18 protein-coding genes are annotated in these 21,775 nt (G+C 65.1%); 3 read left to right on the top strand and 15 right to left on the bottom strand.

Going from position 1 to position 21,775, the window contains the following annotated elements:
• Positions 1-25 precede the first annotated feature (25 nt).
• The gene (gene moeB, locus ACOGXQ_RS16785; protein ID WP_419944749.1) at positions 26-1,189 is read right to left on the bottom strand and encodes a molybdopterin-synthase adenylyltransferase MoeB; all 1,164 of its coding nucleotides are present in this window, start codon (positions 1,187-1,189) and stop codon (positions 26-28) included.
• 105 nt (positions 1,190-1,294) lie between these two features.
• Positions 1,295-2,107, bottom strand: coding sequence for an SIR2 family NAD-dependent protein deacylase (locus ACOGXQ_RS16780; protein WP_419944748.1), 813 nt, complete (start codon positions 2,105-2,107; stop codon positions 1,295-1,297).
• Positions 2,108-2,300: 193 nt separating this feature from the next.
• Here ACOGXQ_RS16780 and ACOGXQ_RS16775 point away from each other — a divergent pair, with 193 nt between their 5' ends.
• Positions 2,301-3,035: a hypothetical protein gene (locus ACOGXQ_RS16775; protein ID WP_419944747.1), complete on the top strand. Its 735-nt coding sequence runs from the start codon at positions 2,301-2,303 to the stop codon at positions 3,033-3,035.
• A gap of 44 nt (positions 3,036-3,079) precedes the next feature.
• Here ACOGXQ_RS16775 and ACOGXQ_RS16770 read toward each other — a convergent pair whose 3' ends face one another.
• Both ACOGXQ_RS16770 and ACOGXQ_RS16765 read right to left on the bottom strand, forming a co-directional pair.
• Positions 3,080-4,579, bottom strand: a complete 1,500-nt coding sequence (locus ACOGXQ_RS16770; protein ID WP_419944746.1) for a leucyl aminopeptidase — start codon at positions 4,577-4,579, stop codon at positions 3,080-3,082.
• A 140-nt stretch (positions 4,580-4,719) separates the two neighbouring features.
• Positions 4,720-5,592, bottom strand: coding sequence for a biotin--[acetyl-CoA-carboxylase] ligase (locus tag ACOGXQ_RS16765; protein WP_419944745.1), 873 nt, complete (start codon positions 5,590-5,592; stop codon positions 4,720-4,722).
• A gap of 142 nt (positions 5,593-5,734) precedes the next feature.
• On the opposite strand from ACOGXQ_RS16765, the gene ACOGXQ_RS16760 reads away from it, so the two are divergent.
• Positions 5,735-7,510 (top strand): acetyl/propionyl/methylcrotonyl-CoA carboxylase subunit alpha, encoded by a 1,776-nt coding sequence (locus tag ACOGXQ_RS16760; protein ID WP_419944744.1) that lies wholly within the window; start codon positions 5,735-5,737, stop codon positions 7,508-7,510.
• 9 nt (positions 7,511-7,519) lie between these two features.
• On the opposite strand, the gene ACOGXQ_RS16755 is transcribed toward ACOGXQ_RS16760, so the two are convergent.
• The 6 genes from ACOGXQ_RS16755 to ACOGXQ_RS16730 all read right to left on the bottom strand — a co-directional run bounded on the left by ACOGXQ_RS16755 (position 7,520) and on the right by ACOGXQ_RS16730 (position 12,703).
• A complete protein-coding gene (locus ACOGXQ_RS16755; RefSeq protein WP_419944743.1) occupies positions 7,520-8,527 on the bottom strand; it encodes a glycosyltransferase family 2 protein in 1,008 nt (335 codons plus the stop codon).
• A 66-nt stretch (positions 8,528-8,593) separates the two neighbouring features.
• Positions 8,594-9,394 (bottom strand): ABC transporter permease, encoded by an 801-nt coding sequence (locus ACOGXQ_RS16750; RefSeq protein WP_419944742.1) that lies wholly within the window; start codon positions 9,392-9,394, stop codon positions 8,594-8,596.
• The gene (locus ACOGXQ_RS16745) at positions 9,391-10,428 is read right to left on the bottom strand and encodes an ABC transporter ATP-binding protein (protein ID WP_419944741.1); all 1,038 of its coding nucleotides are present in this window, start codon (positions 10,426-10,428) and stop codon (positions 9,391-9,393) included. Before ACOGXQ_RS16745 ends, ACOGXQ_RS16750 begins: the two co-directional genes overlap by 4 nt.
• Positions 10,425-11,363 carry a hypothetical protein gene (locus tag ACOGXQ_RS16740; protein WP_419944740.1) on the bottom strand — a complete coding sequence of 313 codons (939 nt, stop codon included), beginning with the start codon at positions 11,361-11,363 and terminating at the stop codon, positions 10,425-10,427. Before ACOGXQ_RS16740 ends, ACOGXQ_RS16745 begins: the two co-directional genes overlap by 4 nt.
• Positions 11,360-12,307, bottom strand: coding sequence for an ABC transporter ATP-binding protein (locus tag ACOGXQ_RS16735; protein WP_419944739.1), 948 nt, complete (start codon positions 12,305-12,307; stop codon positions 11,360-11,362). Before ACOGXQ_RS16735 ends, ACOGXQ_RS16740 begins: the two co-directional genes overlap by 4 nt.
• A gap of 105 nt (positions 12,308-12,412) precedes the next feature.
• Positions 12,413-12,703 carry a hypothetical protein gene (locus ACOGXQ_RS16730; RefSeq protein WP_419944738.1) on the bottom strand — a complete coding sequence of 97 codons (291 nt, stop codon included), beginning with the start codon at positions 12,701-12,703 and terminating at the stop codon, positions 12,413-12,415.
• A 149-nt stretch (positions 12,704-12,852) separates the two neighbouring features.
• Here ACOGXQ_RS16730 and ACOGXQ_RS16725 point away from each other — a divergent pair, with 149 nt between their 5' ends.
• A complete protein-coding gene (locus tag ACOGXQ_RS16725) occupies positions 12,853-13,701 on the top strand; it encodes an enoyl-CoA hydratase/isomerase family protein (RefSeq protein WP_419944737.1) in 849 nt (282 codons plus the stop codon).
• A 2,402-nt stretch (positions 13,702-16,103) separates the two neighbouring features.
• Here the strand turns inward: ACOGXQ_RS16725 and ACOGXQ_RS16720 are convergent.
• The 5 genes from ACOGXQ_RS16720 to lipA all read right to left on the bottom strand — a co-directional run bounded on the left by ACOGXQ_RS16720 (position 16,104) and on the right by lipA (position 21,775).
• Complete coding sequence (locus ACOGXQ_RS16720) at positions 16,104-16,646, bottom strand: hypothetical protein (RefSeq protein WP_419944736.1); 543 nt, start codon at positions 16,644-16,646, stop codon at positions 16,104-16,106.
• A gap of 387 nt (positions 16,647-17,033) precedes the next feature.
• Entirely contained in the window at positions 17,034-17,885 is an 852-nt protein-coding gene (locus tag ACOGXQ_RS16715; RefSeq protein WP_419944735.1) for a hypothetical protein, read from the bottom strand.
• 12 nt (positions 17,886-17,897) lie between these two features.
• On the bottom strand, positions 17,898-18,470 hold the full coding sequence (locus tag ACOGXQ_RS16710; RefSeq protein ID WP_419944734.1) for a hypothetical protein: 573 nt from the start codon (positions 18,468-18,470) through the stop codon (positions 17,898-17,900).
• Entirely contained in the window at positions 18,467-20,002 is a 1,536-nt protein-coding gene (locus ACOGXQ_RS16705) for an Eco57I restriction-modification methylase domain-containing protein (RefSeq protein WP_419944733.1), read from the bottom strand. Before ACOGXQ_RS16705 ends, ACOGXQ_RS16710 begins: the two co-directional genes overlap by 4 nt.
• 99 nt (positions 20,003-20,101) lie before the next feature.
• A complete protein-coding gene (gene lipA, locus ACOGXQ_RS16700; protein ID WP_419944732.1) occupies positions 20,102-21,775 on the bottom strand; it encodes a lipoyl synthase in 1,674 nt (557 codons plus the stop codon).

Below are 21,775 nucleotides of genomic sequence, written 5' to 3'. Positions count from 1 at the left end.
GACTCAGTCTGCGGGTCAGGTGGGGCTAGTGCAGGGTGGGGCTGCAGAGTCCGTCGAGTTCGGCGACTCTGATCCGCTCGCGGTTGTCGTAGGTCACTTCATTGGCGGGATCGGGCCGCAGCCGGAACTCGCGAAAGGACATCTCCAGCGAGTCGAACGCGATGATGCGGCCCGACAGCGAATCGCCGATGCCCAGAATCAGCTTGATCGCCTCAAGCGCCTGAATGGACCCGACGATTCCCGGGAGCACGCCCAGCACACCGGCCTCCGCACACGACGGCGCCAGCTCCGCGGGCGGGGGCTCGGGCAGGTAGTCGCGGTAGGTCGGGCCGTTCCGCGGATCGAAGACGGTGACCTGCCCTTCGAAGCGGAAGATCGAGCCGTGCACGACCGGGATGCCCAGCTTCACCGACGCGTCATTGAGCAGGTAGCGGCTCGGGAAGTTGTCGGCGCCGTCCACGACGACATCCCATCCCGACAGGATGTCCAGCACGTTGTCCGCGCCGAGCCTGGTGTCGTAGGTCACCACGTTGATGTCCGGGTTCAGCGAGGTGAGCGTCTTCTTGGCCGAGTCGACCTTGCGGTCGCCCACCCGGTCGACGTTGTGGAGAATCTGGCGCTGCAGGTTGGACTCGTCCACCACGTCCATGTCGATGATGCCGATGGTGCCGACCCCCGCGGCCGCCAAGTACAGCGCCGCCGGCGAGCCGAGCCCTCCGGCGCCCAGCATGAGCACCTTGGCCTCTCCCAGCTTGAGCTGCCCGGTCTCACCCACCTCGGGCAGCAGCAGATGGCGCTGGTAGCGGTTGCGCTGCTCGGGGCTGAGCGATGCCGGCATGGACCACGGGCGGCCCTCGTCCTTCCAGCGGCCGAAGCCGCCGTCCATCGAGACGGAGTTGGGATAGCCCAGTTCGGCGAGCGTCTTGGCAGCGAAGGCCGAACGGACGCCGCCGGCGCAGTAGATGATGATCTCCGCGTCGTGGTCCGGCACACGGTTCTCGATCTGGGCCTCGAGGTGCCCGCGCGGGATGTGGATCGCGTCTGCGAGTGCGCCCTGCTCGTACTCGTCGGGCTCGCGCACGTCGAGCACGACCAGCGAGCGATCGGCAATCCACTCGGCTGCGGTCGCCGTATCGACCTCGGTGATCTCGCGCTTCGTTGCAGTCAGCAGTTCGCGGAACGAGGGCATGCGGGCCTCCCTGTTCGTCGCTTGGCGTCGCGTCCGGTGCGGCCTGATCAACCGATCAGGCTCAGGCCCTAAATCCTACCTATCTGGTCAGGATTTGGTCACCGGTCATGCGAGGCGGGCAGTGCCTCCGCAGATCTGCGGCAGCACCTCGGAGATCGACCGGCGCAGCGTCATGTCCGCCAGGTGATCCATCTCTGTGGGCCCCGCGTTGACGATCACGACGCGTGCGCCGGCCGACTTCGCTGCGGGAACCACCGCCGCTATCGGATACACGGCCAGCGTCGTGCCCACAGCCAGCATCAGATCGCAGTTCTCCGCAGCGACCTGAGCCCGCATCAGGTCGCGCGCCACGAGCTGCTGGCCGAAGCTGATGGTGGCGCTCTTGAGAACCCCGCCGCAGAGGGGGCACGGCGGGTCGTCCTCGCCGAGCCGCACACGGTCGAGCACCACGCCCATGTCGTCCCGGTAATCGCACTCCAGGCATGCCACCTCGCGGATGGTGCCGTGCACCTCCACGATCTTGGAGGGGTCGGATCCGGCGTCGTGATGCAGCCCGTCCACGTTCTGGGTCAGCAGCGACACCAGCTTGCGCCGACGCTCGAGTTGCACCAGGGCCAAGTGCCCGTCATTCGGCTCCGCCCCCCACGATCGATGGTCCATCCGCGCCCGCCAGGCAAGCACACGCACCTCGGGGTCGGCCAGATAGTTCTGCAGCGTCGCCTGCTTCTCGGCAGCGGGGTTCTTCGTCCACACGCCGTTGGGGCCACGGAAATCCGGGATGCCGGAGTCAGTGGAGATCCCCGCACCCGTCAGCACGGTGATCGCTTGAGCCTCGTCGATCCAACCGGCCGCCGTCCGCACGTCGTCGTCGATCTCGGAACCCGAATCGGCCCACGTGTTCACGCTTTCAGGACTCATGTCGCCCAGTCTGACCGATGACGCCCAGTGCGGTGGAACGCTCTCGACGCCACCGCTGGTCAACGCTTGGCGGGCACACAGTCCCATCTAGCCAAGTCTTCTTATTAATTTTTGTATTTTTTCATTATTTTTTGATATACAAACGACTTCGCCGGTGCCCTGTCCGGTCACCAGAGAACGAGAAGGAGCTTCCGTGCCCGTTGATCCGATGCCATCCACACACACCTCGGTGACTTCATCAAACGTCGGCGCAGCCGCCCCGCTGCGACTTGTCGAAGGCGCCACTGGGCAACTGAGTGCCTCTGATCTCGACGACTGGCCGAACGAGCGGCTTCGCGCCCTGCAAGTGCGCCCTTGGGATGATCCGGTGCTGCGCCGCCTCGGCCATGATCCACGCTCGGTCTACGTGGAGCGATTCTGGGTTGCGGTCCTCGGACCGAGCGCAGTGTGGCTGCTGCGACTGCTCGCACGGGAATTCGACGAGCTCGGGCCAGACGACGACCTGCATCTCGATCTCGAATTCACAGCGCGGCGGCTCGGTCTGCAGCACCGTGGAGGCCGCCAGAGCACGTTCATGCGGACCGTCGACCGGTGCCGCATGTTCGACTTGGCGTATTTCGACGACGACGCGGTGTTGCTGGTGCGCAGGCGGATGCCGCCCGTGCCTCGCCAGCTCTATGTGCGCATGCCCCGCGAACTGCGAAATGAGGTCGGCCTGTGGACCCGGACGGACGGGCACGCCGACTTCTCAGTAGGGGAGATCAGGCTGCTGGCGACCTGCATGCTGATGCTCGGCAACGGCCTGCATGAGGCAGCGGAGCGACTCGTGATCCTGGGACTGCCGCCGTCGGCCGCCAACGAGGCAACCGCTTGGGCATGGGCGAAGCACTGTGTCGGGCCACACTCCCTCCGGCAGGCGCAGCGATAGAGGTCGGCGAAGTTGCCTGTCTCCCGAGACGGATCCGATGACGGCTATTGCCAACCGCAGATGAGCTCGACCAGCGTTCGCACGCCGAACCCGGAGGCGCCCTTCGACATCTCGCCGACATCTGCATCGGCTCGCACAGGTCCGGCGATGTCGAGGTGCACCCACGGCGTGTCGCCGACGAACTCCGACAGGAACAAACCGGCATGGAGCGTGCCCCCGTAGCGGTTCTTGCCGATGTTGCGCAGGTCGGCGATCGGCGAGTCGAGCTGCTCGCGGTATTCGGGCGGCAAGGGCAGGTGCCAAAGAAGCTCCCCAGCGGCGCGTGCCGCAGCCTGGGCCCGTTCGATTGCCGCCGGGTCGTTGCCCATGAGTCCGGCGTACTTGTCGCCCAGCGCAACGAGGCAGGCGCCGGTCAGCGTCGCGAGATCCACGACCAGGTCAGGCTCCTCTTCGACGGCGAGCGAGAGACCGTCGGCGAGGACAAGCCGCCCCTCGGCATCGGTGTTCAGCACCTCGACGGTCTTGCCGTTGCGGATGCACAGCACATCGCCGGGCTTGGTGGCGGTCGGTCCGGGCTGATTGTCGGTGCAGCAGCAGATGCCGGTGACGGCGACGTCGGGCGCCAGCCGGACGATGGCGCTCATCGCCCCGATGACCGCGGCAGCGCCGCCCATGTCCACCTTCATCCACTCCATGCCTTCGAAGGTCTTGAGGTTGAGCCCGCCGGTGTCGAAGGTGATGCCCTTGCCGACCAGATGGACGGTCGCACGCGGCGTGGCGGTCGGCTGCCAGCGCATGCGAACGAGTGCCGGGGGCTCCGTCGAACCCGCATTGACGCCGAGCATCCCGCCGCATCGCTCGGCTTGGAGTCGCTCGCGGTCCCATACCTCGACCGAGGCGGTGCCCGCAGCAGGATCGCCGTCGGCAATTGCAGCTTCGATCGCTGCTGTCGCCGCGTCGGCGAGGCCGGTGGCCGTGAGCGCACCGGCCGGCTGGTTGACGAGATCGCGGGTGAGAGCGATCCCGCCGGCCACTGCGGCGGCGCGAGACAGCGCAGCCTCAACGTCGGTCCCGTCGGGCGCCAACAGCACGATCCGCTCGATCGCCTCTGGCTGCGGCTGCTCGCCCTTGTGCTCGTCGAAGCGATACGACGCGAGCAGCATTCCTTCGACGACGGCGCTGAGCGCAACGTCGGCGCCGAGGTCGTCGGCCGCAGCCGCCGCCAGCGCCGAGGTCAGCGATTCGAGTTTCGACGCCGAGCGCCACAGGTTTGCTGCCGCAGTGCGGAGGTCTGCCGACGCGAGTTCGTCCGATCCGAGGCCGACGGCGATCGGCAGCGTGTCGTCGGAGGCCTCGGCTATGCCGGCCATCAACGCGGTCGTGCCGGCAGAGCCGTCGAAGCCGCTGGCCGCCAGATAGTTCGACGCAGCACCCAGCGTCTCGAGTGCATCGCTGCGAACCGGCCGGTCGCCCGCGGCAGTCGGCGGCGAGTCACCGCGGTCGGTGACAACTTCAAAAGCTTCAATGGAAATGCTCAGAGGCACGGCATCCTCGATCTGTCAGAGGTCGGCACGGTTGCGCCGAGTACACGATGCGGGCAGGCAGGTGCCCGCAGCGAGGTTCTACCCCACGCCCGCAGGTGGCGCAGGCAGGTTTGAACGACAGCCGGCAAATCGCCCGGCGATTACGAAGCAGGGCGCAGGTGGACGACGTCCCCGACCGACACCGTATGAGTGATGCCGACATCGTCACGAACCAGCAGCCTTCCTTCGGCGTCAAGATCGCTGGCCAGCCCCTCCAGCGCTTCCCCCTTCGACATCTGGCCAAACGAGATGCGCACGCGGCGTCCGAGTGTGGCCGAGCAGCAACGCGCCTCGGCCAGCAGGGATGCCGCCCCCGAGTCGTCGCCGGGGCCGGCGCCGTGATCCGCGCGGCACAAGCGCGCATAGCGCTGTTCCAGTCCTTCGAGCACCAAGCGCGCCAGCAGCGTCCTGTCCACAGGCGCCCCGGATTCCAGGTTCAGGCTTGTCGCGATGCCGTCGAGTTCATCGGGGACGGCAGGCCAACCGGTGTTGAGTCCCATGCCGACGACGAGCGCTGTCAGCTTTCCCTCTGTGCTGATGGATTCCGCCAGGGTGCCCGCCAGCTTGCGGTCCCCGAATCCCGGTGCGGCGATCACCAGATCGTTCGGCCACTTGAGACTCGGTCGCACGCCACTGTGCCGCTCGCATGCGTCTATCGCGGCGAGCGCAACCGCCATTGTCACCAATGCCGCACGGGACGGAGGCAGCGGACCCGGGGGGGGCCGCAAGAGCACTGACATCATGAGCGAAGTGCCTGGCAAGGCCGTCCAGCGGCGCCCTCGCCTGCCGCGCCCCGCGGTCTGGGTGTCAGCGATGAGGACCAGTCCCTCAGGTGCACCTCGCCGCGCCCGTTCGAGCAACTCGGTGTTCGTCGAGTCGATCTCGTCGTGCCACTCGATGCTCGTGAACCTGGTGCAATCGACCGATGTGAAGTGTGCTGATTCGGCGGACTGGGAATCGCGCGATCCAAGCACACCGCGAGCGTAACGGTGGCACTTGCGACGGCAGCCGACAGACTTGCCCGCTGCCGATCACAGGTGCATCGGCGCGCTCGGCGTGGGGTCGGCGGGCATCTGCAGCCGGCTCGGTCGGCACAAGACAGTCAGGAATTCATTCGTGTTCAGCAAGCTCCTCATTGCCAACCGAGGTGAGATAGCGGTACGGGTCATCCGAGCCTGCCGTGAGCTGGGCATCGGCACGGTCGCCGTATACAGCGAACTCGACCGCAATGCGATGCACGTGCGGCTCGCTGACGAAGCATTCGCCCTCGGCGGGCAGACCGCTGCTGAGAGCTACCTCAACACCGAAGCCATTCTCGGTGTCATCGAGCGCAGCGGGGCTGAGGCAGTGCATCCCGGCTACGGCTTCTATTCCGAGAACGCCGACTTCGCTCGCGCCATCACCGAGCGGAGGGTGACCTTCGTCGGGCCGCCGCCGGACGCCATCGAGGTCATGGGCGACAAGATCTCGGCGCGCCTCGCCGCCGAGCGCTCCGGCGTCGCAGGCGTTCCGGGCACCACCGAGGTCATCACGTCAGCCGACGACGTCGCAGCATTCGGCGAGGCTCACGGCTATCCGATCGCCATCAAGGCGGCCTTCGGGGGCGGGGGCCGCGGCATGAAGGTGGTCGGCGGCCCCGGCGAGATCGAAGCAGCGCTGTCTTCTGCGCAACGAGAAGCCGAGGCCTTCTTCGGGCGAGGCGAGTGCTACATGGAGCGTTACCTCACGTGGCCTCGTCACATCGAGATGCAGGTCATCGCCGATCACCATGGCAACGCCGTCTGGCTGGGCGAGCGCGACTGCTCCGCCCAACGTCGGCATCAGAAGCTGGTGGAGGAAAGCCCTGCGCCGCTGCTCGACGACGATGTCCGCACTGCGATGGGCGAGGCAGCGGTGGCTGTGGCTCGTGGGTGCGATTACACGAATGCGGGCACTGTCGAGTTTCTCTACCAGGACGGCGAGTTCTTCTACCTCGAGATGAACACCCGCCTGCAGGTCGAGCACCCGGTCACCGAGCTGGTGACCGGCATCGACCTGGTGCGCGAGCAGATCCGGGTGGCAGCGGGCGAGCCGCTGTCGTTCAGCCAGTCAGATATCACCTCAGTCGGTCACGCCATCGAGGCACGCATCAACGCCGAGGATCCCGCCGGCGGGCGCTTCCTCCCCTCGCCGGGGACCGTGAGCGCGTTGCGGGTACCCGACGGCTTCGGCATTCGCTGGGACGGCGGGTACGAGGCGGGCGACAGTGTGAGCCAGTACTACGACAACCTCATCGGCAAGCTCGTCGTGTGGGGTTCGGACCGTCCGACTGCGATCGCACGCATGCAACGCGCGCTCGGCGAGCTCCAGGTCGGCGGTGTCGCGACGACGGCTTCTGCGCACGCAGCGATCATGGCGTCAGAGGACTTCCAGGCAGGCACCCACAGCACGAAATGGGTCGAGGAGCGGCTCGATCTGAGCGGCGTGAGCGGCGCAGCCGACGCGGCGCCCGATGCGCCCCCCCATACGTCAGTCGACGGCGAAGCCGGGCCTCGTGTCCGCCGAGATGTCGTGGTGGAGATCGACGGCAAGCGGTTCTCTGTCAGCGCATGGGTGCCCGAATTGGCCGCCGCTGCAAACTCAGCGTCGGCCGCCGCACGGCCGAGGCGCTCGAAGAGCACCGCATCCGGGGGCGCTGGCACCGGCCAGGTGACGGTCCCCATGCAGGGCACGATCGTGAAGATTCTCGTGGAGGTCGGTCAAGAGGTCTCGACCGGCGAGGGCGTGGTGGTGCTCGAAGCCATGAAGATGGAGAACAGCATCAACGCCGATCGGTCAGGCACGGTCACCGAGATCAAAGTTGCGCCGGGCGACACCGTCGGCGCCGGAGACGTGGTGGTGGTGATCTGCTAGACCCGTCTCCTAGATATCTGCGTCGAGCGGCTGCGGCTGTTCCGCGGCAGCCCGCCGCGTCTCAGCAGCTCGCTCCTTCAGCGTGCCGACATCGAGTTCTATGGCCCGCACGCGTCGCAGCGTCCGCTCGGCAATGACGCGGTTGGCGCGCAGCAGATCCGCGAGCACGCCCAACATCACCAGCTGCATCGCCACGAGCAACGCGACGGCGCCGATGATGAGCGACTGCACATGACCCGAGCCGCCCGAGGTCACCCAGAACCAGCCGAAGCGGCCGAAGAGAAACACACCGACTGCTGCGAACAGCGCGGCCGGCACCGCGAAGACCCGCAGAGGCTCGTGCATTGCGTAAACGCGGGCAATCGTTCCTGCAGCTCTGCGCACGTACTGCCGCTTGGACTTGAAGAGCCGTGACGGGCGGGAGGTGGGATTGACGCGCACATCGACATCGGTGATGGCGAGGTCGGACTTGCCCGCCTGGATCACCGTCTCGAGCGTGTAGGTGAAACGCGAGACGACGTTGGCGGCCAATGCGGCTTCCCGGCTGTAGGCACGGAAGCCCGAGGTGACATCCGCGACGTCGGTCCCTGACGCTTGGCGCACGGTCCACGAGCCGAGTCGCTGCAGGCGCTTCTTCAGGGGCGAGAACTCCGGATGATTGCGGATGTCACGCGAACCGATCACCAGGTCGGCTCGGCCCGCCACGATCGGGGAGACGAGGCGGCTGATGTCTCCTGCGTTGTACTGATTGTCGCCGTCGGTGTTGACGACGACATCGGCGCCCATGCGCAGCGCCGCATCGAGGCCGCTGGCGAATGCCACCGCCAGCCCCTTGTTCTGCGTGAGGCTCACCACAGCGTCCGCGCCGTGCGTCCACGCCACGTCGACCGTGCCGTCAGTGGAGCCGTCGTCGATCACCAGCCACAGCACCTCGCTGAAGCCCTCCACCTGGCGCGGCAGCTCGCTCAGGGTCTGACCCAACGTCTCCGCCTCGTCGAGACAGGGGATCTGAATCACCAGCCGCACCCGCCCATTGTGTCGGGTGCACCTGACACAAGAGAACTCCCCTCGGGTGCTCCCGCGCTAGTCCACGTTGATGTTGCGGAGGCGCGCAGTGGCAAGCGCGAGGCTGGCTGCTGAGGTGGCGGCCAGCACGATGACTGAGATCCCGACGCTGTACGTCGTGAAGCCCAGATCGACCTCGGCAATCTGGGAGAGCATCGAGCGGGCATAGCCACGCAGCGACAGCCGCTCGGCAAAGTCGCCCAGGCCCACCGCCAGGCCCTCCCACAGCAGGATGTAGGCAATCCCCCACAGCACGGCTTTGCGGAACAACAGACCGAGCAGCACGAACAAGCACGAATACGCGACAGTTCCGAGTGCCGCCGCGGCCAGCGATCCGAGCGCGGCTCGGCCCGAACCAGCGACGAAGTCGGTCGCGAGCCAGCCGCCGAAGACCGTCGGCACGACGCACAGCGGCAGTGACACCGTGGCGGAGGCCAACGCCGCTGCCACCGCCAGCGGGGCGCGGCCGATGGGACGCAGCCACAAGTACACCAGCGTGCCGTCGTCGCGCGCGTCGCCCAGCGAGGCGGCCGCGAAGACCAGCGAGACGATGGGCACGATCACGATGAGGCCGAACCCGTCGGCATAGCTGGCGCCGTCGAAGATCATCCCCGCACTGCTGTTGGCACCGCGATTCGACGAGTTGCCGACGACCCAGCCGACGACGATCATGAGCGCCCCCAAGGCGCCGAGCGCGGCGATGCGGCCCGCCGAGACGATCTGGCGGATCACCACCCGGTAGCACAGCGTCGTCGCGCGGACGGTGCCGACGCGCCGACGCACCGGCGCCGTCGCTGCTGCAGTCGCCGAACTGCTCACCGTCGTTCCACCAAGTAGCGGAACACCGACTCGAGATCCTCGTCCAAGGGCAGCACTGAGCGCAGGCGTGCGTCCAAGCGACGGGCCAAGGGCGCGATCTCCCGGCCGAGCCGATCCACGTCCAAGGTGTCGGCTACGACGGCGTCGCCCTCGACACGAACGCCGACGGCCGTTCCCGACTCCACGAGCGCCGCAGCCAAGGATCGGGGCCTGTCGGCTTCGATGCTGACACGGTGTGGGCGGTCGTCCATCATCTCGCGCAGTTCGCGGTAGTCGCCGCTCGCAACCAGCCGGCCTTGGGCGATCACCAGGATGCGCGAACCCAGCAAGGCGACCTCTTCGAGCACATGGGAGGACACGAGCACGCAGCGGCCCTGCGCGCCGAGACCTTCGAGCATCTCGATCATGCGACGCCGCTGGACAGGATCGAGGCCGTTCAGCGGTTCGTCCAGGATCAGCACGTCGGGGTCGTGCACCAAAGCAGCAGCCAGCTTGGTGCGCTGCCGCATGCCCTTGGAATACCCCGAGACTGGCCGCGGATCGTCGGGGTCCAGCTCCACGAGTTCCAGCGTGCGGCGCGCAGCGTCGGCGGGGCCCGCGACACCATGGGTCTCCGCCGCGATCTGCACAAACTCGAGCGCGTCGAGCCGGTCGAACAGGGCATCTTGCTGTGACGACAAACCGATCCGGCCGCGCACGTCGCGATCCCGGCGTGCGTCTGCCCCCAGCACACGCACCGATCCTCGCGAGGGCGGCGTCAACCCGCACATCATGCGGAACAGCGTCGACTTGCCGGCGCCGTTGGGTCCGAGCAGCGCGGTGACGCCCGAGCGCACCGCGAAAGTGACGTCCGACACCGCCACCACGTCACCGAAGAACTTCGACACACCGTGCACCTCGACCATGCCGGCAGGCAGTGCCGGCACTCCCGATCCATCCGGCGTGCCTACGGTCTCGCCGGAGGACATCGGGTCGGTGGCCGATCCCCCGGCTGGGGGCGCGGGCGCCGGCACCGGACGCGGACGCGGGCTCATTGCGTCCCCTCGATGCGGCGGTAGCGCCACCACAGCACCGCCGCTCCTGCGGCGACCCATGCCGCATTTACCGCTATGACGAACAGCGTCGACAGCTCGCTGATGCGTTGCCCGGGCGAGCTTTCGTCTTCGCCCAGCACCGGCGATCCGACGCCGAAGATCCGATCCTTGAGCGCCTCGCCCATCTCACCGAGATTGAACGCGTAGATGCGGGGATCCATCTCGGCGACTTCGACGAGCACGCTGGTGACGAGTTGCGTGCCCAACAGGAGCAGGATGACGCCGATCACCGCGAATGCTCGCCGATCGGTCAGGCTCGAGATCGCCAGGCTGGCGGCGGTGATCGTGGCCGCGATGGCGACGCCCGAAGCCAGAATGCGCACGAGCACGATCAGCCAGTCGCCCAGCCCATCTGGGCCCGAGCCCTCCACGGTGTAGGCGATGAGCAGAAAGAGCAGCGGCCCCACCGTGATCACCGCCAGCGTGACCGCCACTGCGGCAGCTTTCGAGGCCAGGTAACTCCACAGTCGCAACGGTGTGGACAGGTACAGCGGCAGCATCCCGTTGCGGCGATCCGCTACCAGTATCTCGGGCACCACGATCCCGCAGTAGAAGAACAGCGCCGCCTGAATGAGCCCGTAGTACTCGTGGTACTCGGGCAGGATGTTGTCGGAGATCAGGTCGATGTCCAGAACGGTCGCAATGCCCACGAACACGATCGCCGGCACCAGGGCGATCACCACCGCCAGCCACGGCAGGAACTTGTGCCGGGCCGGGCGTCCCAGGCCGAGCGTGAACCGCATCGACGAGACGATCACCGCACGCATGGCGCCGGCGAGCCCGCGCCGGGGACCCTCATAGGGCCGGAAGCGCTGATCGTGGATCTGCGCGGCCCCGTCGGCTGCCGCGACGCCCGATTCAGTCGACTCGCTCATGCCGCTGCCGTCTCGAACAGGTCGGCCAAGGTGCGCCGGCGGGCCTCGAGCCGCCGGATTCGGGCGCCTGCATCGGCCACCGCATCCCGGGCACGGTCGCACAGCACGTCTCGCTCGCGTCCGCCGAGGCGCAGCGTGGTGCCGGCGCGCTCGACCTCGACGCCTGCAGCGCGCAGTGCGCTCTCGACGGCATCTACCGAGCCGGCTGGATCGGTGACATCGACGAGTTCGAGGGCGACGCCTTCGTCATCGCCGATGAGCTCCCCTATCGGACCGCACGCCACGAGCCGACCGGCGTCCAATGCAACGACGTGGTCGCAAACGCTCTCGACCTCATTGAGCAGGTGCGACGACAGCACCACGCTCACCGAGTGCTCGTTGCTGATCTCGCCGATGAGCGTGAGCATCTCGCTGCGCTGGGTCGGGTCGAGCCCGGAGGTCGGCTCGTCGAGCAGCACGAGCCGTGGATCGGACGCAATCGCCTGCGCGAGCTTGACCCGTTGGCGCTGACCGGTCGACATCGTGCCGAGCGTGCGGGTTCGCTCTTCGCCCAGGCCGACGAGCCACAGGCTGTCCGAAGCCCGTGTGCGGGCCTCGCTGCGCGGCAGCCCGCGTACCTGCGCCAAGTGACGCACGAAGTCGACGGCTCGCATCTCGTCGGGCAGCAGGTCCCGCTCGGGAGCGAAGCCGACCTGTGCCCGCAGCGCCGCTCCCTGGCTGCGGGGATCGAACCCCAGCACCCTCGCTGAGCCGGAGGTCGGCGCACGCAAGCCGAGCAACGCGTTGAGCAGCGTCGTCTTGCCGGCGCCGTTCGCCCCGACGAGCCCGGTCACCCCGGGCCGCATCTGGACATCCAGCCCATCCAATGCCACCGTCGAGCCGAACTGCTGTGTCAGCGATGTCGTCGCGGCGATCACCGCCGGCTCGGATCCCGATTCGCTCACAGCGTCAAGCTAGTGGTGCGTCGGCAATTTGCACAGGGCCTGCCGAAGCCTGTTTCCGCAGGTCAGCGGGCCGCGACCTGCCCGCAAGAAAACCGCGACACACCACTAGAGGCTGAGCCGGCAGGCGAAACCGTGGCCCGAGCGGCCCGTGAGCCCGTATTGATATCGAAACTGGGAACAAGAGCGGGAAGCAACTGGTGCGACAACGGGAAGGTTCACCCACCCGCGCGGCTCCTGACGGGAGCCGCGCTCGCGACCCCCGTCAGCCGGGCTGTTGGGGATGATCGTCTCGGAGATCTTCTCCTTGACGTGGCCAATGCCGGCTGTGCCGTTGGCCTCGAAGTACGTCAGACGTCCGTCCGCGAGCGATGCTCGGTACTGCTCTCCAGTGCGCATGCTGGAGTCCCCGTTCGTCCCGAGTGCTGTCGCTGTGCAGTCGCAGCCGCAGCAGAGCGGGTGTCACGCTAGTTCTCTGGCCGCGGTCGATCCCTGCGAGTCCCCTGCAGGCAGGCGCTGGGCGCGCCGGGGGCGGTAGAACGGAGGTCATGGACGACGCTTCTGGCCCTACCCCGCTGAATCCGGGCGCGGTTGCCGCTCCCGCTGACATCACGTCGCCGACGGCCGCTGCGACCTACGAACTCGACGGTCACGTCGCCATCATCACCTACAACCGGCCAGAATCGCTCAACGCCATCAACGGCGAAATGCGGGCGTGCCTGAATGCCGCCTGGCTGGAGTTCTACAACGACCCTGACGCCTGGGTGGCGATCATGACCGGCGCCGGCCGAGCCTTCTGCGCCGGTGCGGACATGCGCGACCGAACCGGGGGCTCGGCGGGCATCTGGTCGGGCACGTTCTTCGAGACGCCGACGGTCAACAGCTACGAGAGCGGCTTGGAGCTGTGGAAGCCCACGATCGCAGCCGTCAACGGGGCCTGCATTGGCTACGGCCTCACCGGCGCGCTGGTCGCGGATTTTCTGATCGCCTCGGATCGGGCGATCTTCGGCATGCCGGAGGTGAAGATCGGCGTCCCGACCATCGTGGGGTCCATGCGCATGCCGTCCAAGATCGGCTGGGCGAACGCCATGGAGCTGTTGCTGACCGGCGACAACGTCGACGCCGAGCGGGCTCGCGAGATGGGCCTGGCGTGGAAGGTGGTGCCGCACGACTCGCTCATGGGCGAGGCCCGGACGCTGGCCGAGCGGCTGTGCCAGGGTGCGCCCCTCGCCGTGCGAGCCGTCAAGGAAGTCGCCTGGCGCAGCGCCCGGATGGGCTGGACCGATGCCGTCCGCATGGGCGAATCGCTGCGCCGCCTCGTAGCCGCCAGCGACGATGCCTCCGAAGGCGGCCGCGCCTTCGCCGAGAAACGCCCTCCCGAATGGACCGGCGCCTGACTTCGATCGGTATTACCTGAATCATGGAGCACCGAACGATTCAGAGTTCTAGTCTTCGAGGACAGCTGCCCAGCGCATTAAGTGAGACGTGGGGACGTTCAGGGCCCTCGGTAGCTCCCTTAAGACTCGCCGACACCGCTTCGCATCATCTCTCATCCTAGAACAGAGATCAGCAAGCGAGTGCTTACCCAACTGCTTGAGTTCCCACGCTCGTGCAAATGCAAAATGACGCTTTAGTTCATGATACGAAAGATCATTCGGAAGCCGACGACCTGAGTCGCAAACCTCGCATTTACAGCGAAAATGGCGATCATGCTCGATCAGTGTAGTGGCAGTGGCTGTCGGCAAATATGCATGGAGCCCACGAACGTAATAGCGTGCTGGGGTCGCGCCCGTAGATTCCAACGTAGGCCAGTCGCGCGACTCGCTATAGCCTAACCCGTTACTGAAGCCATGGAGCCCGACTATACTAAGCAAAATGCTAAAGTAGCCTCCATACAGGTTTACCAACTTGCGCCGGCTTGCTGTTTCTTCAACGAAGTCACGCATTGCTTCCAGTTCTTCAAGCGACACGCGTCGTTCATCAAATCCTGGCACCCAATAGAACAACGTTGCTGACAGGTTCTCCGGTACCTCGGCGAACGTCGAAGACAAAGAATCAACATCACTATACGATATCACTGGCGAGATGCTTGTGCTTTCGTCCATCATTGAAGCCGCAGCCCAAATGCTCTCCATCACCCGCATCCAAGGATCTGAATCAGAACGAACGGCAAAATAGGGACACAAGATGTATTCGGGTTCTCGACGTTCGTCTACCACTGAGTAGTGGCTAGCTTCTCCACCGGCCCTCTGAAGCAACGTCCGATACCGATCAAGTCGCTGAGTTACCTCGTCGGCCCGCTTGCCATAGTCTCTCTGAAAGGCGACCATAGACGCCACGACTTCTTCACACACACCGTTCGAATAGAAGCTCGGAGGAAACGACGGCGACGCTTCACCTCCAGGAACCGATACTTCTTGCATACGGGAGCTAACCGCACTACCCATTTCACGAGCCAATGTGAAATGCGAGGCCCGAGGAGACTGGAGCACATTCTGAAAGAGAGGAGTACGAGGCTCAATAATGTAAGGCAGAGCCGACGAAAGCACAAATGCGGCCGTTGCGTCGGCATAGTACGATGCAATTGTTGACGGAACGGTCATGATGTCGAACGCAGACCGTACCGCCGGATCTCGAAAACTAACCTGATCCGAATTACCGTAAGCCAGAAAATGAAGCACTAACTGCCCCTTGCCTCAGTTGGACACTCTGCTATTGATTCCAGTAGTCGCAAAGCAACACGCGTACAGGGATCGCCAAGCGCTGCATCAAGAAGAATCACACATTCTCCGTTCTCTACTGCAATAACTCCTACCGCCAATCGTCGCGCTTCTTCGAGCCTAGAGTCCGACACCAACGATGTCGGAATAGCTACATAAGTGCGGTGGGCACAATACCGATGTAGGAAGGCCTGGGCCAAGACACGGTTCCAATGGAACAACTTGGCCTCGATGGCGATCAAACGCGAATCTGCATGAACCAAGATGTCCATACGTGCCTGATCATGACATGCGACCTCGGTTTCTACTGCGGATACATTCTCCCACAGGTGCCAAGCGCACTTCTGTACCTCGGCCACGAGTTCCGACTCTGAACCATACACTAGGATACGGCTCCACTGTTTCGAAAAATGCTGTGCATTTTGCTTCTCGCGGATGCTCGTAGCATTGTCAGGAGAACCACCGCAGTCACCATTTGGACGAATATGGTTAGGGCAATCCAGTGTAGCGGCCCGAATGACCAATCTGAGTCGAACGCAACCTTGATCCAGGGCAAGAGCAACCCCAAGCCTGCAACGACACCGACAGTGGCAGCGATGGTTCGCAGTCTCGCATATGCAGCAGCGCTGCGCTTGCAAGACTCACAGCTGGAAAGTGTGCCGAACAAGACCTGCACACTCTCAATCACGTCTGGCTTTCCTAGAAGCAGCTCAAACTCGCGCCGCAATCTCTCTTCAGGTTCTAGCTTTAGGTAGATTTGACTGAGGCCCTTGAGGTTATCGCAGAACAGATCGACTGTCGTTGTGCGTACCCAGTTCCGGAGCCTTTCAATCTGGGATCCCTCCAGTGATCCACTTGTTGGGATTGTCCTGCGATATCCGAGCAATGAAAATACGGTGCCGAGCGTTGTTATGGCCAGCCCGACGATGAAATAGATGAGGTCGAGTTTATCTGCCATTGATTCTGACGAGAAGTACTAGGAGGGTGGTCGGAAATGGGGATCTTGCCGACACAGCAAGTCCCTGACCTGTGGGTTTGCATCTGACAAACGCCGAAACAGCGGCTTTCCGACCAGCCTCCTAGGGGTTCGATCGCAGGATCTTGTCTCGTATGACAGATTTCTCGGTGTAATCGGGATACTCGGTGTATACGTGGTAGATCAGGTTTTGTAAGCTGAGTCCGCCGTATCGATCCTTTAAGTTGGCGATACCATCAGACAGCGATCCGTGCTTGCGTGCAAGATATCCGGCAACTAACGCGCCATCTTTCGTCAGCTCGAATCGTCGCTCATAAGATATCTCTGACGCCATATCGGAGTAAAGCAACTCCTCTGCTCTATCGAGGTCAGAGTCGGTGAGGCTACGTTCTTCTGAGAGAAGTCCGGCTTCCTCTAGCAATTCGACAGCCTCATAAATCTCGCGCGAATATGGACCATAGTGATACGCTTCAAATGTGAACGGCTGACTAACGTTTAGCGCTTGCCCAAGTTCCTGTTCCAATAGAAATAGTAGCTTCTCAAGCCTTGTAATTCCGTTGATCTTGCCTTCCGCTTCCGGCCACTTGGTTGGCGCGTGCAATAGCAGTAAGACAAGATCGGGAGCGATTAGGTCTTCAGATTCCATGTCTCCGCCCGGACTTAGATGGACTAGTGGTGTGTCGCGGTTTTCTTGCGGGCAGGTCGCGGCCCGCTGACCTGCGGAAACAGGCTTCGGCAGGCCCTGCGCAAATTGCCGACGCACCACTAGGGATGTTTGGGCAAACCACTGCAAACAAGGTACGACTGGCCGAATGGCGCCATCGAGACAACGCGATGGGATCCGCTATCTTCGCCCGTACGTGTACGCCGCACGGAAGTAGTCGTGTTCGCACCGCGATTTCGGAGGCTCATGGGAGACTGTTCCGCACCAAACTCGCGACGCGCTCACGCACGGACGGTATCACCGCCGACTTTCTGTGCTGCAATTTTGCCTCCTTGAATCGGTGCCCGAGCTGGGTCATGGGGGTCTTCACTAGCTGACGAGCGTGAGGCGGGCCACGAGGTCGGTGCCGAAACCCGTGAGGATCGCCAGGTAGAGCAGGCCTGTGGCAGCCATCACGGCCGCGTACTGGCGCTCTCGCAGCGCGGCCATGGCTACCGCCGCGAGCGCCGCCGTGGTGATGGCGCAGGCAACCCAGAACCAGCCGAGCAGCCCGCCATAGCCGTCATCGATCGAGCCAGTCAGCACGGCGATCATGCCGGTCGGCAACAGCAGCAGTCCCACTTCGACCGACCAGACCGCGCCGAGATGCCGCACGAGCTCGCGCAGCGGCTCACGGCGCAGCCCCGGCTGCACCAGGTACCAATGTCCGAGCAGCATCGAATCGCTCACCACGCCGAGGAATGCGGCACCGGCGATGACGCGGGCGAGGTGCAGGGCCGGGTTGACGTCCCCGCTCGCGCCGAGCCCCGCGGCGACGACGCCCACTACGCCGGCCAGTGGCGCCGCCAGGTCCCAACGGGGGTCGAAACCCTCGATCGTCCGGCGCGGCGAAAGCCCCGGTGACTCGACCCCGTCGCTGCCGTTGCCCTGATGTGGCACAGCAGAGCCCGCAGTGGATGCTTCGGGTCGAGCCGAGCGCGCCAACGTCGCGAACGCGCACGCCGACACCGCAATGCAGGCCACATCCCGCACCGCGTTCGGCTGGAACACGAACCCCGTGACCGCGGCGATGACCGCAATGGCCCCATACAGCGAGCGCAGCAGCCAGCCGTAGCCAAGCCCTACCTCGCGTCGCCGGGTTGTCAACCACAGGTAGGCCAGTCCCCCCGTGGCCCACTGGCAGAGCACAGTGGCCACATCGACGGGCGCGCCCTCACCCATTGCGGGTCAAGCTCACGGGAACGAATCTCTCGCAGAACTCTTCGATGATCTCCCGGATGAGCGGATTCTGGCCTCCGGGGACAGCGAGATCTGAGTGCCGCTGGGCAAGCGCACCGGAATCCGGCGAAGCTCCCTAGCTCGCTCGAGGCGCTCGGTCAGCGTCCCAACACGGTCCAGATAAGCCGCAAGTTGACCCGGCCATTCAGTCGTGCCGCGTCTGAGCATCAGCGACCACGCGATGTGGCTGATTTGGTAGACGGTTTGACCACTGTTGGTCGGACGGTCTGGATCGTCCGGATTCTTCGTGGCGAGTCCAGCATCACAGAACTGGTGGATTGGCTGACGTCGCACGGTCTCACGCGTGTTCGGCGCGTAGTCCTTTTCGTAGTGATCCCGCATGAAGGCCATCATTTCGGTGATTCCCAGCATCGGGTTGCGGGCCTCGGCCCACGGTCGTTCTGGGGTCAGGCCGAGGAGGGCCAAGAGCACGAGAGCTGAGCGTTCATTGCTCTGCGCGCGTGGGAAATCCAATTCCTTGAGGACTTCCCTCGCTTCGGAGACTCGCTGTTTGGCCTGCGGCTTCACAGGACGCCTTCGAGAGCAGGAACGTGACGTTGCACCAGCGAGTCCGTGGCTGCTTGCTCGAACTCGGTTGAGCGAGCCTCGGCGCCCAAGGAGAGCAGGGAATCGACATTGGGGTACCGAAGCGACTCCAGGTCGGCAGCGTTCACTTGGGTGTGCCCGTTGAACTGCCGGAAGAACTGATCGACGACCGTCGAGTTGAGATAAGCCGCCAGTCCCCATGCAAGATCGAGCTCCATGCCCCGATTCGAGACATGGAGCACGTTGACGTGATTCTCCATAGCCACCACATCGCGCGGTAGGTCCCCGGGTCCCAACACCGCCGCCACGACGCGGCGACGTTCCTCTTTCGAGGAGAAGCGCTTGACCAGCACGTAGTCGCCCGCCGGCAGGAACATGCTTTCGGTCGCCGACGACTCGGCAATCGCGCATGGCTTTGAATTGGACCGGCCTGGCCAGTCGATTCTGCCTCGCTTCAAGTGCCCTGGGTAGATCAGCGGAATCGCGCCCTCGTCGCACTCCTCGCGCAGGTACTCTCGCGACCGAAAGTCCACCACTCGACCGGTCGAGGCCGTGACGCCTAACCCCGACAGCGTCTGAGGCAGGCCCCCCAAGTGCTCTGCCAGCACAACGCTTGCGCGATCTTCAGGTATCCGGATGAAGAGTCGCGGGTCCTTCGGGTGAACGACGGAGTCGGCGCCGACTTCATGCCGGCGAGGCTCGTCAAGGCCCGAACCCGAACTGACAGCGATCTGCACCGACGGGCGCCGAGGCGACCGAACGATTCTGAAGATGATGTTCTCTTGAAGCACTGCGCCGTCGCGAAACGCCGTACCGCGAGATTCGAAGACGTGAATGTCCCGAAGCGCGCAGTCATCCAGCAGGGCTTGCCGGAAGGCCCTGAAGTACGACCCGTTGCAGAAGCTCCGTGGGGTAATCGCGACCAGCTGACCATCGGGAGCGAGCAAGCGGCTGGCAAGCCAGACGAACGCCGAATACAGATTGCTCGTGCGAATGCCGAGACGCCGAAGTCGTTCGTTAGTCGCAGATGCTGTGCGCATCTTGCCGTACGGCGGGTTCATGATGACGAGATCGAACGACTGGCGATCCTGCTGGAACATCTCCGGCGCTGCACGGCTAGCGCCCCATGTCAAGAAGTCAGAGTGTTCGACTTGGCCCTCAGCCGCCTGCGTCACATCACGACAGTCAGTAAGCGTCGAATCGAGACTCTCCAGTAGCCGATCATCGATTTCCACGGCCGTCACGTCCAGAGAGCACTGCCATCCCTCGCTGGCTGCTCGTTCAACTAACGCAGCCGAAAGCGACCCGACACCGGCACCGGGATCGAGCACGCGAACCCGTCCTTCCACGGGTTCGAACATGTCAGCCAGAAGTCGCGCGATCGGAGCTGGCGTGAAGTACTGCCCAAGCTCCGCCCGACCGTTGTCAGCCGACGCTTCGGCGTGCGCAATGCGGCACTGTTCGGCGCGAGCCAACGGTCCGGCCGCTACAAGTTCATCGACAACTGTCGCCACGCCGCCTCACCGGGTCCTTCGAGCACATGGCCTGTCGGCAGCATAGGTAGAGCCCGGGATTGCGTCGCGGAGCATTTTCTCCGCGGCCGCTTGGAGGCGCTAGGCCCCGACGGGCTGGGTGCGCACCGCGAGCGACACGGCCGCAGCCGAGGAGGCGGCGTGGTAGCTCGAGCGCGTCAGCGGGCTGGATTCGACATGGGCGAGACCCAGTTCGGATCCCACCTCCCGCCACCGCTCGAAGGTTGCAGGCGGCACCCACCGGGCCACAGGAATGTGGTGGCTCGTCGGGCGCAGGTACTGGCCGATCGTCACGATGCTCACACCGACGGCCGCCAGGTCTGCCAGCGCGGCATCCACTTCCGCATCCTCCTCGCCCATGCCGACGATGATGCCGGACTTCGTGACATGACCTGCCGAGGCACTGCGCGCGAGCAGGGTCAGGCTGCGGGCGTAGCCGGCCGACGGCCGAACCGCTCGCTGCAGCCGCGCCACCGTCTCGATGTTGTGGTTGAGAATGTCAGGGCCGGCGTCCAGAACCGTGCCCAACGACGCCGCGTCCCCGCCGAAATCCGGTACCAGCACCTCGACGGTCGTTCCCGGAGATTGAGCCCGAATCGCCGCGATGGTCTCGGCAAAGCCGGCAGCTCCCCCATCAACGAGATCGTCGCGGGCGACCGCTGTGACAACGGCATGGTCCAGGCCCATCTCGGCAACCGCGTCGGCAACCCGGCGCGGCTCCTGCGGATCAGGCGCGCCCGGCTGGCGGGTGTCGACCAGGCAGAAACCGCATGCTCGGGTGCACCGCTCCCCGTTGAGCATGAACGTGGCGGTGCCCGCGCCCCAGCACTCGAAGATGTTCGGGCACCCCGCCTCCTCGCAGACCGTCACGAGGTCGTGCCGTCGCATGACCTTGCGCAGCTGCAGGTAGCCGTCGTTGAGATCCATGCGAGCGCGCAGCCACAGGGGCTTGCGATCGGCGAGCTCCAGGCCCCCGTTCACGCCAGCCTCGGCCAGACGCCCACGGCTGCGCGGCGGGGCCACCTCGACGGGTCCGGGACCCAGGCCACGGCTGAACGCACTCAGGTCGGAGGGCCGGTGCCGCCACGCCACGTCGGCCCTTTGGACACCCCCGTCGGCCCATCGTTCCACTGCTCGCTGGGCGATCGCGTCGATCACGCCGCGCATCGTCGCGGTGCAGCCCTCAGCCCGCAGCGACGTCGGCCGGTACTCGCGGATGCCGCAGGGGACGATGCGCTCGAACCACGACAAGTCGGTGTCGACGTTCAGCGCAAAGCCGTGCATCGTCCGACCGCGGCTGAGCCGCACGCCGATCGCGGCGAGCTTGCGGGGAGTGTCGTCGAGGCCGGTCCACACGCCGGGGTACCCGCGCAGCCTGCCGCACCCGCCCATCCCGACATCAGCCAGCGCATCGATCAGCACCTGTTCGAGATCGCACACGTAGGAGGCCGTCTCGGCCAGCCCGCCGCCGCGGCGGCCCGGCAGCATCAGGATCGGGTAGCCGACGATCTGGCCGGGGCCGTGGTAGGTGAAGTCGCCGCCCCGGTCGATGCGCACGCAGTCGGCGCCGACTTCGGCGGGATCGACCAGCAGGTTGGCCTCATCGGCGCTCGGCCCCGCGGTGAACACGTGGTCGTGCTCCACCAGCAAGAGGTAGTTGTCATTGCTGTGAGAGAACAGCCGTCGCTGCAGATCGAGCGCCTCGGCGTAGCGAACCCGCCCCAGCCAGCGCACCCGCAGCTCGCTTGGCGCCAA

This window comes from Candidatus Poriferisodalis sp. (genome assembly GCF_965208485.1).
Lineage (GTDB): Bacteria > Actinomycetota > Acidimicrobiia > Acidimicrobiales > Poriferisodalaceae > Poriferisodalis.
The sequence above is the reverse complement of the archived record's forward strand: the minus strand, read 5'-3'. Positions and strand labels throughout refer to the sequence as shown.